Below are 13,391 nucleotides of genomic sequence, written 5' to 3'. Positions count from 1 at the left end.
GCCAGGCCTTTAAGTAAATTTCTATATGTCATTATCTATAATTGGTTGATGAGCTATTCACGTTAAATTGATCATCAATCAAATTTCTTTGAAATAATATTCAAATAGTTGACCTAATGGGACTTTTTTTATACAAACCCGACTTTTTGAGTGTTTGATATTACGATTGAAGTTGAGATTGATAAAAGGATCGGATACTACTTAAATCATATTATTTTTCAGGTTTACCTATAAATAGCTTATTTATTGAGAATTACTTAATAATGGAAATTAAGCGTTTGTTTACGCCATATCAGGATGCGTAGTGAAGGAAGGTTTGGGAACGGGATTGTAAAAATGAAATCATTGGCTGTTTCAGACCATGCTGTTCTCGGGTTGTGGCATTATCGGTGAAAAAAGCGATAATGATAAGTAGGTATGAATACTAATGATTGAAGCCAACCTGGTACATCTGTTTTTTATATTCACTGGGCGACATACCGGTTAGCTTTTTGAATGTTTTGGAAAAATAAGAAAGGTTATCAAACCCGGTTTGCGTGCAGATCTCTGAGTAAGCCATTCTGCTTGTTGCCATCAGATATTGTGCACGTTCAATTCGTTTTTCATTTATATAATTTAATGGCCTGGTTCCTGTGTGCTGCTTAAATTGCCTTGAAAAGTAATCGACATTTTGATTTGCCCGGGATGCAAGCAGGTTTACGGAAAGATCCATATGTAAATTAACAAGGATATAATTTAAGGTTTCCGCAATTTTAATGGGTATAGATTTATGTTCCGGATGTTTAAATAATTGTGGGTTAAGGAATTTTGCGGTTAACATCAGGAGGATACCCTGGGTTTCCAGGTACACGGAAGTGTTTTGTTGATTATTAAGTTCCTGATATTCCTTATAGTAGATATCTTTTTCATACACCTTAGGATTATCTGACCTGTTAATTCCCCTCCCCGGGTTAATTTCAAGCAGTCTGTTAAAAAGGTTTATATCCATTTCGGTGGCCATTGTTTTCAATACAACCCTGTGATTAGCAAAAAGCGAACTTCCATCTATCGAATCTTCAAAAAACTGTACAAAATACTGGCCCAGGTAATCGTTGCAACTTAAATTACATAGGGTGAAGCTTGGAACGATGTACAAATAACCCGGTTCAAGTTTTAGCGAACTGGCTGCATCTGAAATTTCACCTTCTCCATCATCTATATAATAAATGCGATAGTAAGGGCTGATCACATTCCTGTAATTCCATTTTGGGTTTAACCTTACGTAATCAACGTTAAGGAGCGAGAAAGTATGCTTTAAATTCCTTTTAATCATCTGAACTACAAATATGCAAATTGATTTGACACACCTAAAAGTATATGAGTGGTTTAAAGATTATGAAGTCGGTTTTTTACAAAAAAAGTCCATTTAAATCAAAATTTGAATGCTTATTTTACTGTAGGTTTGAATTAACCAATATAAGCGGTAAAAGAATAGGCTTTCCTTTTTAACGGTTGGTGGAAGTTTGAAAGTATCCTCATAATCGGGTGTTTTTGGATTTATACGTTCAAAATAGGATATTTACTAAAGCCATATTAAAAAAGACTTGTTTTTGTGAAGATAGTCTAACCTATTGATCGAACTTTATGAGTACCCCTATCCCTAAGCTATGAGATATAAATTATCCATAAGCATGCTTGTTTTACTATTGACGCTGCGTGTCGCTTTTGCACAAAATGGTAAATATCAGTTTTCGCAGTTAAACCGAAGTAATGGCTTATCGCACAACCAGGTAAACTGCATTTATAAAGACTCCGAAGGTTTTATGTGGTTCGGAACTGCATCAGGGCTTAACCGTTATGATGGCTACAGTTTTAAAATATTCAAGCATGACGCAAATAACAAAAAGTCGCTTAATGATGATTTTGTAAGCGGTATTTTTGAAGGACCCGGCAAAAAATTATGGGTATCAACCCGCGGAGGATACTGTTTTTATGATCCGGAAACGGAACAGTTTGACAGTGATATGTCGGTAATGACGCGCTCGTTAAAGGTTCCCGGATATCCTAACGTATCTAAAATAATTCGCGGTGGTAAGGGCGAGTTTTGGCTGGTGTGCCCGGATTCCGGTCTGTACAGGCATAATGAAATAAACAAAACAACCCGTCGGTATTATCATCACCGTTCAGGTGCGTCATTGTATTCAAATTTTATCTCAGATATAACACTGGATGCAACCGGCAATGTTTGGGTGGTGTACCGTAACGGCATCGTTGAGATGTTCGATATCAAACAAAACAAAATTACTTATCATACCGAGGTATTTAATAAAGCCGTTAATAACAAAGATGCTTATTACGCTATTACTGTGGATAAGGACAATGATTTATGGTTTTACACACCTGGTTTTTACGCCAACGCGTATTATTACAGTCCCTCAAGCAGGGCGTTCAGGCCTATCGCTAACGAACCTTCGGGGCTCAAATTAAAATCTAATATCATCAGCAACATTATCCAGGCCGATGACGGCCTGATATGGATAGCAACCGACCACGGTGGTATAAATTTGTTAGATAAAAAAACTTTCACATTTACCTATTTATTGAACAGGGAAGATGATGCCAAATCATTAAGTCAAAACAGCGTTATCAACCTTTATAAAGACGATTCGGGTATTATGTGGGCAGGCACCTTTAAAGAAGGTGTAAGCTATTATCACAAAAATATTATCCGGTTCCCATTGTACAGGCACTTCGCTTCAGACCCTAAAAGTTTGGGCTTCGAAGATGCTAACAAGTTTGTTGAAGATAAAAATGGGAATATTTGGATTGGTACAAACGGGGGAGGCTTAATTTATTTTAACCGTGAAACCGGCAGTTTTAGGCAGTATAAGTATGAACCAGGAAATGCAAACAGTCTCAGCAACGATATTATTGTCAGTTTATGTATCGATCATGATCAAAAATTGTGGATAGGGACATATTTTGGCGGCCTGGACTGCTTTGACGGAAAAACGTTTACCCATTATAAACATGACGATAAGATAGCGGGGAGCCTTGCCGATAACCGGGTGATGAGTATTTTCGAAGATTCATCGCATAAGTTATGGATAGGGACATTTGCAGCCGGGCTCCAGATATTTGACAGAGAAAAAAGAAATTTTCCCCTCCCTTTAAACAAACAGATATCAGGTGTCTTTACGTTTCTGCTCTGTTTGAAGACCGCAAAGGCAATATTTGGGTTGGAGGATACTTTGGTATCGATGTGATTTTAAAAAATACAGGCAGGTTTATTCATTACAGCATAAATAAAGATGATCCTAACAGCTTAATCAGTAATACAATCAACTGCATTAACCAGGACAGGCACGGCTTGATCTGGATAGCTACACGCTACGGATTAAGCATACTTAACCCCGAAACCAACAAGTTCACATCACTAACAAAGCGAAACGGATTACCAGATAATGCCATATTGCAAATACTGGAAGATAGCAAAGGAAGAATGTGGTTTAGTACTGCTAATGGTTTAAGCAGGGTAACGCTTATTGCCCAAAAGGCTCCTTACGCTTTTAGGTTTGAGAATTTTGATGAAACGGATGGTTTGCAAGGCAGGGAATTTAATGACCAGGCAGGGCTCAAAACCCGCAAGGGCGAACTTATATTTGGCGGCGGGCATGGTTTCAATATTTTCGACCCGTTAGCCATACATGCCAATACCAACAAGCCTAAACTAACTTTTACTGATTTTTTGCTGTATAACAAAAGTATTAAAGCCAATGAAGAAGTTAACGGACATGTGGTATTGTCAAAAGCTATTTCGGCAACCCGCGAGCTGACACTGACACACAGCGAAAATGTATTTACCATTGAGTTTGCCGCGCTTAATTTCTTTAATCCCAACAAAGTAAAACATCAGTATATGCTGGAAGGCTTTGATAAGGATTGGATTGATGCCGATAATGCTACGCGAAAAGCTACCTACACCAACCTTGATGGCGGCGATTATACTTTTAAAGTACGGGCGGTTAGCCAGGAAGGGCGGTGGGACCCTGATTATATCACATTAAAAATTAAGGTATTGCCCCCGTTCTGGAAATCGACAATGGCTTATTTTATTTATATATTACTTTTATTTGGGATCCTATTTTTGATGCGCCGGCGCGGAATTCAAAAAATAAGAAGGCAGTTTGAAATCGAAAAGGAGAAACGCGAGGCTAAATTGTTAATTGAAAATGAGCGGCAGGAGGCCAGGCGTATGCATGAGCTGGACATGATGAAAATTAAGTTTTTCACCAATGTAAGCCATGAATTCCGGACCCCTTTATCATTGATCATGGCACCTGTTGATAAGATTTTAAAGCAAACCGAGGCCGAAGAGCAGAGAAATCAGTTGCAATTAATTAACCGCAATGCCAAACGGTTACTAAATATGGTAAACCAGTTGCTTGATTTCAGGAAAATGGAGGTGCAGGAACTTAGGCTGCATGCACGGAGTGGTGATATTATCAGTTTTATTAAGGAAATGGCTTATTCGTTCTCGGATGTTGCTGAGAAAAAACATATCAGGCTGGTATTCGACTCGGAAATTCAAAACCTGATTATCAACTTTGATCACGATAAAATCGAACGCATCATCTTCAACCTGCTTTCTAATGCTTTTAAGTTTACACCTGATGGCGGACATATAAGCGTTTTATTGGCGATACTCGAAAAGGACTCTGGAAAGCAACAGCTTGAGATAAAGGTTATTGATACGGGTATTGGTATTCCGTTAGATAAGCAGGACAGAATTTTTGAGCGCTTTTTTCAAAACGAAGTGCCAGGATCTATGGTTAACCAGGGTAGTGGTATAGGGCTGTCAATAACTAAAGAATTTGTAAAGCTGCACAACGGTGAAATATCAGTGCAAAGTGAACCCGGACAAGGCAGTTATTTTACTATATTTTTACCTGTTGATTTAGTAACAGACGAAGAAGTATCGATAAATGAACCTGATTTCCCCCGGACAGCGGTATCCGAAAATACCGATTGGGTACAGATGGGAGGCAGCAATTCAATTAAGAAGCTTTCTGTTTTACTGGTTGAAGACAATGAGGATTTTCGTTTTTATTTGAAAGACAATTTAAATGAAACTTTTAACATCATCGAAGCTGCTAATGGAAAGGAAGGATGGCAGAAAACCCTGGCCCTTCATCCTAACCTTGTAGTCAGCGATATTAGCATGCCTGAGATGAATGGCATAGATTTATGCCGCAAAATACGAAACGATAAACGTACATCACATATACCGGTTGTTCTCCTTACTGCTGTTACAGATGAAGAACAGCAATTGCAGGGACTTGAAACGGGTGCCAATGATTACCTTACCAAGCCTTTCAATTTCGAAATACTGACTTCTAAATTAAAGAACATACTGGCCATGCAGCAAGATATGCGTAAAACTTATCAAAAGCAGCTTGATGTTAAACCAACTGAAGTAGAAACCGAATCACTTGATGAAGCGTTTATAAAAAAAGCAGTACAAATAATTGAAAAAAACATTGACAACGCCGAATTCTCGGTAGAGGAATTGAGCAGCGAATTATGTGTGAGCCGCGTAACCCTGTACAAAAGAGCGCTGGCTTTAACAGGAAAATCTCCCGTAGATCTGATCCGCACCATCCGCCTCAAACGTGCCGCACAGTTGCTTGAGAATTCACAGTTAACTATATCACAGATCTCCTACAAAGTAGGCTTTAAAAGTCAAAAGTATTTTGTACGATGCTTCAAGGCCGAATTTAATTGCCTTCCATCTGCGTATGTCAGCAATAAGAACAAATAGTGTTTTATAATCGATTTTACCGCAAGCAAATTGCTTTTATTATTTTAAAAAAACGATTTACCTGATTTTGTTATTGGTTTAACTTGATGCTTTTTGGGTCTTTTTGTTAAATTTAGTACAACATCTGTTTCAGTTACGACCGATTATTAGGTATAAATTCACTTTAACATATTGTAAATAAGTACAGTATGTGGTTTTAACATTTGTGTACCCATTTGTGAACAATCGATTGCACCCCGACATTTAAATTAGCAGCATAATTCAATGTTTCTTTATTGTAAAACGCAATTAAAGTTGGGCATTGCTTAAGCCAATTTTCAAACCTGCTTAATTTACTATGATGTTAAAACGTATACTTTGGTGTACTACTGTTATTTTTTCGATTGCTTCTCCGCTCAAGGCCGCTTATTGCAATAGTCCTCAAAAGGCAATAAAAGATACAGCCGTTATCAGAACAATCTATCCCTCATACAATATATCGCCCAAAGCTCCCGATAAAACGAGAATGGATAACACTGCAGTTCAACGGACAGCAAATATCAAATTGGGCTGGAACATCGGCAACACAATGGAAGCGCTCGGCGCCGAAACCGGCTGGGGCAACCCTTTAATCACAGAAGATTATATCAAGTTGGTTAAGCGGAGCGGTTTTAACGCTATTCGTATCCCTTGCGCCTGGGATCAATATTCAGATAAAAAAACTGCCAAAATACAGGATGCCTGGTTAAACCGCGTAAAACAGGTAGTACAATATTGTGTAAAAAACGATACGTATGTGTTGCTCAATATTCACTGGGATGGCGGTTGGCTTGAAAATAATATTACTCCGGCAAAACAGGATTCTGTTAACGCTAAACAAAAAGCGTTTTGGGAACAAATTGCAACGGCAATGCGCGATTTTGACGAGACATGTGATGTTTGCCAGCGCCAACGAACCCAGTACAAATGATGCCGCCCAAATGTCGGTACTGCTTTCATATCACCAAACGTTTGTGAACGCGGTGAGGTCAACAGGTGGCAGAAACAGTTACCGGGTGTTAATTGTCCAGGGCCGTCGGCTATCGAAATCATAGCCGCTGATAAATAATGTTTAACAAAGGATTTAAAGAAATAATGTTTATGAAATGCATAGTTACTTGTTTTATTGCTCTTCTATTTTTCGGTAGTGTATCTGCACAAAACAAAAACGAGGCTGCCCTTAAATTAAAGATCAATAGGATCATCAAAAAGATGACACTTGAAGAGAAAATAGCAATGTTGCACGGCAACGCTTTATTTTCTTCGGCAGGTGTGCCCCGTTTAGGTATCCCTGAATTGACCTGTGACGACGGGCCATTAGGCGTGCGCGAAGAAATTAAACGTTTTGACTGGGCTTCGGCTAACTGGACAACCGATTCGGCTACGTTCTTACCCAATGGTTCGGCAATAGCTGCCACCTGGAACCCTATAATGGCCAATAAATATGGCGTGGTAATAGGAGAGGAAGCGAATGCCCGAAAAAAATGTAATGCTTGCACCGGCATTTAATATCTGCAGGATGCCTCTTTGCGGCCGTACTTATGAATATTACTCAGAAGACCCTTATTTAAACAGCCAGTTGGCCATTCAATCGGTAAAAGGGATTCAAAGTCAGCACGTGGCTGCCTGCATTAAACACTTTGCAGCTAATAACCAGGAACTCGACCGCGATAGTGTAAATACAATAGTTGATGAAAGAGCTCTACAGGAAATCTATTTCCCGGCTTTTAAAGCCGCCGTTCAGCAGGGCAATGCTTATACCGTTATGTCGGCTTATAATAAGTTAAATGGTTATTGGTGTTCTGAAAATGGGTATTTATTAAACAAAGTTTTAAAAGGAGACTGGGGCTTTAAAGGCGTAGTTATGTCTGACTGGGCCGGCACACATCATACCGTCGCGGCGGCAAATAACGGCCTGGATATTGAAATGGGTTCAAGTGGACCTTATGATCAATGGTATCTGGCTAAACCATTGCTTGCCGCTGTTAAAGCCGGGGAGGTTTCAGTAAAAACTATTGACGATAAAGTGGGCAGGATTTTATGGCTCATGTACCATACATCTATGAGTACCAACCATCCAAAAGGGGCTATCGCAACACCGGAGCACACTAAAGCCGCATATGATATCGCCTCAGAATCCATAGTTCTGTTGAAAAATGATAAACAATTATTGCCGTTAAAAACAAGTGAGATCAAACGCATAGCAGTTATAGGGGATAATGCCGTACGCACTTTCGCCTTAGGAGGATATGGCGCAGGTGTAAAGGCTAAACAGGAGGTTACCGCATTAGAAGGTATAAAATCAAGGTTCGGCAAAACTGCCGATATCAGGTTTGCACAGAGTTACAGGGCAAGTTATCTGGCAAGTAAAACTGCTGAGCAAAATGGCGACTATAATGAACCTGATCAGGACCTGATTAATGAAGCCGTAGCGCTCGCTAAAAGCAGTGATGTTGCCATTTTGTGTATCGGTTCAAACCGTGAATACGAAAGTGAAGCCCATGATCGTAAAAGCCTGGAGCTGCCTTTTGGTGAGCAGGCTTTGGTTAACGCCGTAAGTGCCGTTAATCCAAATACCGTTATTGTAGTAATGGCTGGCGCGCCATTTGACCTGAACGAAATCAAAAAATCAAATCACGCCATTGTTTGGTCATGGTTTAACGGATCAGAAGCCGGCAATGCGCTGGCCGATGTGTTGAAGGGAACTATAAACCCATCGGGTAAGCTGCCGTTTACCTTTCCTGCTTCGTTAAATGATTCACCGGCATTTAATTTGAACACCTATCCAGGCGATAATCTCACAGCCGAATATAAAGAAGGAATATTGGTTGGTTATCGCTGGTACGATACTAAAAATATAGTGCCGCTGTTCCCATTTGGTTATGGCCTTTCCTATACTGATTTTTCAATCAGCAAGCTTTCAACAGATAAATCAAGCTATAAAAAAGACGAAACGATCCATGCGAAGTTTACGATCAAAAATACAGGTGAAAGAAGTGGCGCCGAAGTTGTGCAATTGTATGTGAATGATCCGGTTTGTTCGGTACAGCGTCCTGAAAAAGAGCTCAAAGCCTTTAAAAAGGTATTTTTAAAGGCCGGCGAAAAAAGACGATAGAAATGCAGGTGAAAGTCGCAGATCTGGCATTTTATGATGAAGCAAAAAAAGGTTGGAACACTGAAGCCGGCGAATACGTTCTCGAGTTAGGTAATTCATCCCGTAATATTATTCTCAAAACAAAGATTACGGTTAAATAACTGTTTTAAGCATATTACTTTTATGAAAAAAATAACAATAGTCATCTTGCTTTTGGCTTACAGTGTTGTAAGTTTCGCCCAGTCTTCCGGGCGAAAACAATTGTTTGATTACAATTGGAAATTTAACCTGGGTGACGATTCGTTGGCACGGTTACGGGATTTTAATGATAATGCCTGGCGTAACCTTGACTTGCCGCATGATTGGAGCATTGAAGGGAGCGTAAGCCCCAAAAATCCAACGGGAGGTGCAGGCGGTTATTTCCCGGCAGGCATTGGCTGGTATAGAAAAACGTTCAAGGTAGCTCCTGAATGGAAAGGAAAAAACGTTTCGGTTTATTTTGAGGGCGTTTACATGAACTCGGAGGTTTTTATCAATGGTAAATACCTTGGTATCCGGCCTTATGGTTATTCTGTCATTTAGGTATGATCTTTCGCCTTACCTGGATTTTAACAAAGAGAATGTGATAGCCGTACGTGTGGATAATTCACAGCAAATAAACAGCAGATGGTATAGTGGTTCCGGGATCTACCGCCATGTGTGGATTGACGTTACCAATCCCTTACACTTAGCCGATTGGGGAGTAGCCATTACAACACCCGAAGTCTCTTCAAAGCAGGCTTCGGTACAGGTTAAGGCTACGATAAAAAACGAAACCGGCTTTCCGCAGCGCATCGCTGTTAACACCCGGCTGCTATCCGTAAGCTTTAAAGATGCGGGAAATAATACAACAAAGGTAGAGTTACCGGCACACGGCGAAAAAGAGGTTACTCAAATTATAAAAGTATCGAAGCCATTATTATGGACACCGGAAACCCCTTATTTATATCAGGCTCAAATCCAGGTATTAAAAGGCAATGAAAAAATAGATGAGACAAAGACCTCTTTTGGCATCCGCTCAATAAAATTTACGCCGGAAAAAGGTTTCCAGCTTAATGGTAAAACCGTAAAGATCAACGGCGGATGTGTTCATCATGACAACGGGTGCCTTGGTGCCGCTGCTTTTGACCGGGCAGAGGAACGTAAGGTTGAGTTGATGAAAGCTGCAGGCTTCAACGCCGTGCGTACATCTCATAACCCTCCGTCCGAAGCTTTTTTAGAAGCTTGCGACAGGTTAGGCTTATTAGTTATTGATGAGGCTTTTGATGGCTGGCGAGTTGGTAAAAACAAACACGACTATTCGGTATATTTTGATAACTGGTCGAAACTTGATCTGGAAACAATGGTGCTGCGCGACAGGAATCACCCTTCAATTTTTATGTGGAGTATCGGTAATGAAGTTGTTGAACGGAACAAACCAGAGGCTGTTACGACCGCTAAAATGCTTGCAGGTATTGTTAAAGGTATAGATAGCACACGACCGGTAACATCGGCAATTGTAAAGTGGGGCAATGACTGGGAATCTTTAGATCCGCTTATGGCGGCCCATGATGTTTGCGGTTATAATTATCAACTGCAAGGTGCGCCTGCTGATCATAAAAGGGTTCCTTCACGTGTTATTTTTCAAACCGAATCATATCCTCGCGATGCTTTTGCCAACTGGAAGCTGGTACAAAACAACAATTATATCATTGGTGATTTTGTGTGGACAGCGATAGATTATTTAGGCGAATCGGGAATTGGCCGCTGGTATTATTCGGGCGATGTGCCAGGAGAACATTGGGAAAACGATTTCTTTCCGTGGCATGGTGCGTATTGCGGAGATATAGATTTAACCGGATGGAGAAAACCGATTTCGCACTACCGCAGCATGTTGTACAACGATAAGGAAAAGCTGTACATGGCTGTCCGCGAGCCAAAGCCCGAACCACTGGAAATCAAAGAGACCTGGTGGTCGGTATGGCCGACCTGGGAGAGCTGGACATGGCCAGGCTTTGAAGGCAGAAAATTAGATGTAGAAGTATATTCCAAATATCCCAAAGTAAGGCTTTACTTTAATGATAAGCTTCTTGGAGAGAAGCCTGCAACAGTAAATCAGGAATTTAAAGCTACTTTCTCAGTGCCCTATACGCCAGGGACTCTCAAAGCAGCAGGCGTTGAAAATGATAAAGAAATTGAATCAACTACGCTGCAAACTTCAGGCTCCGCTACTAAGATCTGGCTCATTGCTGACCGTAAGCAGCTATTGCCGAATGGGCAGGACCTATCCTATGTTTCAATTGAAATCACTGATAAGGATGGCGTACTACAACCAAATGCATCAAATCGCCTTCAATTTAAAATTGAAGGGCCTGGTGTAATGGCCGGGGTGGATAATGCGGACGTGAAGGACACTGACCCATATACAGGCAATTCGCGCAAAGCCTGGCGTGGCCGGGCCATGGTGGTAATCAGGAGTACTCATAATGCCGGCGATATTAAGCTTACCGTTAGTTCGGCGGGGTTATCTGATGCAACTATCGCCATTAAAGCGCTCACACATTGACACAGGGGAAACACGCAGGGAACGCGCCAATTATTGATATATCAAAAAAGAACATGAACGTCCGGCCAATATTATGGCTAAAATCAAATAAGAATATATTGTTTGATAAGGACGATGCCGGAAGTTTTTCGCTTGCGCCGTATAAGCCCGAATTTATCGAACTGCGATAGATTTTTCTGTTTACATATAAATACCTGAAAAAATGATAACTAACCTTAAAAAGATTTTCGCGCTTAGCTCTCGTCCTGTCCGGGATGTCGTTGATGCTGCGCGGACAAGAGCTGTCCGTTAACAATGGCCCGTTCAAGCCTTCGGATACTTCTTTTAAACAATACCAGTATCCTGCGTGGTTCAGAGATGCCAAGTTTGGTATCTGGGCGCATTGGGGACCGCAAGCCGTGCCCCCGCCAGGGTGATTGGTATGCCCGTAACATGTATATTCAGGGCAGCGAACAAAATAAATATCACGTTGCGCATTACGGGCATCCGTCAAAGTTTGGTTATAAAGACATTATACCATTATGGAAGGCGGAAAAATGGGATCCTGAGAAATTGATGGCGCTATATAAAAAAGTCGGGGCAAAATATTTTGTTAGCATGGGCACTCATCATGACAATTTCTTTTTATGGAACTCTTCACTGCACCGGTGGAATGCCGTACAAATGGGCCCTCATAAAGATGTGGTTGGCATTTGGCAAAAAGAGGCTAAGAAGAACGGTCTTAAATTTGGCGTGTCGGAGCATTTGGGCGCAAGCTATACATGGTACCAGCCTTCACATAATGCCGATACCTCCGGCGCTTACAAGGGTGTTCCATACGATGCGAATGATCCAGCTTATGCTGACTTATATCACCCGAAAGCGAAAGCCGATGATCGCGGCTGGTATACTACAGATCCTGAATGGCAGCTTACCTGGTATAAATCTATTAAAGAACTGGTAGATACTTATCACCCCGACCTGCTTTACTCAGATGGCGGCTTCCCGTTTGGGGATATTGGCCGTGACATGTTAGCTAATTTTTACAACGGAAATGTCGCCTACAACAATGGGCAGCTCACCGCTGTGTATAATTGCAAGCAACCTTCGCAGGGTATGTGGGTACAGGATCTTGAACGGGGCGTTCAGGATTCAATCAGCGCGTATCCATGGCAAACGGATACTTCTATAGGCGATTGGTTTTATCGTACCGGCCAAACCTACAAAAGTGGTACGGATATTATACGAATGCTGGTAGACATAGTAAGTAAAAATGGTAACCTGCTGATAAACATTGTGCAAACACCCGAGGGGGATTTAGAGCCCGATATGTTGAATACACTTGATGAGATAGGTAAATGGACGGCTGCTAATGGCGAAGGGATCTACGGATCACGACCATGGAAAAAATTTGGAGAACGCCCGGAAAACGCAGTGAAAGTTAAATCCGACAACTTTAATGAAGACCGGATGAAATACACGGCAGAAGATATCCGTTTCACCTGCAATGGCAACAAGTTATATGCTTTTTTACTTGATACGCCCACTTCAGATATTCGAATCAAATCGCTGGGTAAATCGTCGGCAATAAACATCAAAAAAATACGCTCCGTGAAACTTTTGGGCAGTAAAGAAAAAATACAATGGCAGCAGGAAGCGGATGCACTTGTTATCAAAAAGCCCTTAAACTTGCCCGCCTGGAAGGTATCAGGTTTTAGGATTGAGCTTGCTGATTAAGGCAAATCTGTTTAAGATAAATAAATTAAAAGACAGGCCCTTCTGCTTCAACAGAAGGGCCTGTCTTTTTCTGGAGACTAAAAGGAAGCTGCGTGCAATTCCTGCAATGATAAACTTCGATCTACTATTTTCGCTACATTAAAGCAGTCGATAAGCAGCTCTTTACCATATTTATTTTA

10 protein-coding genes and 1 pseudogene are annotated in these 13,391 nt (G+C 41.0%); 10 read left to right on the top strand and 1 reads right to left on the bottom strand.

Translation table 11 applies throughout. From position 1 onward, the window contains the following. Positions 1 to 424: 424 nt before the first annotated feature. A complete protein-coding gene (locus tag ACQ86K_RS22910; protein ID WP_091170045.1) occupies positions 425 to 1,312 on the bottom strand; it encodes a helix-turn-helix domain-containing protein in 888 nt (295 codons plus the stop codon). Between the two features lie 334 nt (positions 1,313 to 1,646). Here ACQ86K_RS22910 and ACQ86K_RS22905 point away from each other — a divergent pair, with 334 nt between their 5' ends. The 10 genes and pseudogenes from ACQ86K_RS22905 (at position 1,647) to ACQ86K_RS22860 (ending at position 13,212) form a co-directional block, all read left to right on the top strand. After that, entirely contained in the window at positions 1,647 to 3,245 is a 1,599-nt protein-coding gene (locus tag ACQ86K_RS22905; RefSeq protein ID WP_431198870.1) for a ligand-binding sensor domain-containing protein, read from the top strand. Beyond that, entirely contained in the window at positions 3,164 to 5,800 is a 2,637-nt protein-coding gene (locus tag ACQ86K_RS22900) for an ATP-binding protein (protein WP_431200917.1), read from the top strand. The genes ACQ86K_RS22905 and ACQ86K_RS22900 overlap by 82 nt, the downstream gene beginning before the upstream one ends. A gap of 505 nt (positions 5,801 to 6,305) precedes the next feature. Beyond that, a complete protein-coding gene (locus tag ACQ86K_RS22895; protein ID WP_431198869.1) occupies positions 6,306 to 6,749 on the top strand; it encodes a glycoside hydrolase family 5 protein in 444 nt (147 codons plus the stop codon). Next, entirely contained in the window at positions 6,715 to 6,873 is a 159-nt protein-coding gene (locus tag ACQ86K_RS22890) for a cellulase family glycosylhydrolase (RefSeq protein WP_431198868.1), read from the top strand. The genes ACQ86K_RS22895 and ACQ86K_RS22890 overlap by 35 nt, the downstream gene beginning before the upstream one ends. Positions 6,874 to 6,919: 46 nt before the next feature. Then, on the top strand, positions 6,920 to 7,327 hold the full coding sequence (locus ACQ86K_RS22885) for a hypothetical protein (RefSeq protein ID WP_431198867.1): 408 nt from the start codon (positions 6,920 to 6,922) through the stop codon (positions 7,325 to 7,327). Then, positions 7,290 to 9,073: pseudogene (locus ACQ86K_RS22880) on the top strand (glycoside hydrolase family 3 C-terminal domain-containing protein). Before ACQ86K_RS22885 ends, ACQ86K_RS22880 begins: the two are co-directional and overlap by 38 nt. Positions 9,074 to 9,095: 22 nt before the next feature. Then, positions 9,096 to 9,494 carry a sugar-binding domain-containing protein gene (locus tag ACQ86K_RS22875; RefSeq protein WP_431198866.1) on the top strand — a complete coding sequence of 133 codons (399 nt, stop codon included), beginning with the start codon at positions 9,096 to 9,098 and terminating at the stop codon, positions 9,492 to 9,494. Continuing rightward, positions 9,448 to 11,496, top strand: coding sequence for a glycoside hydrolase family 2 TIM barrel-domain containing protein (locus ACQ86K_RS22870; protein WP_431198865.1), 2,049 nt, complete (start codon positions 9,448 to 9,450; stop codon positions 11,494 to 11,496). The genes ACQ86K_RS22875 and ACQ86K_RS22870 overlap by 47 nt, the downstream gene beginning before the upstream one ends. 254 nt (positions 11,497 to 11,750) lie before the next feature. After that, a complete protein-coding gene (locus ACQ86K_RS22865) occupies positions 11,751 to 11,912 on the top strand; it encodes an alpha-L-fucosidase (RefSeq protein ID WP_431198864.1) in 162 nt (53 codons plus the stop codon). Continuing rightward, the gene (locus ACQ86K_RS22860; RefSeq protein ID WP_369596629.1) at positions 11,854 to 13,212 is read left to right on the top strand and encodes an alpha-L-fucosidase; all 1,359 of its coding nucleotides are present in this window, start codon (positions 11,854 to 11,856) and stop codon (positions 13,210 to 13,212) included. The genes ACQ86K_RS22865 and ACQ86K_RS22860 overlap by 59 nt, the downstream gene beginning before the upstream one ends. Positions 13,213 to 13,391: the final 179 nt, after the last annotated feature.

It is taken from the genome of Mucilaginibacter sp. P19, from assembly GCF_050632265.1.
Classification (GTDB): domain Bacteria; phylum Bacteroidota; class Bacteroidia; order Sphingobacteriales; family Sphingobacteriaceae; genus Mucilaginibacter; species Mucilaginibacter gossypii.
The sequence above is the reverse complement of the archived record's forward strand: the minus strand, read 5'-3'. Positions and strand labels throughout refer to the sequence as shown.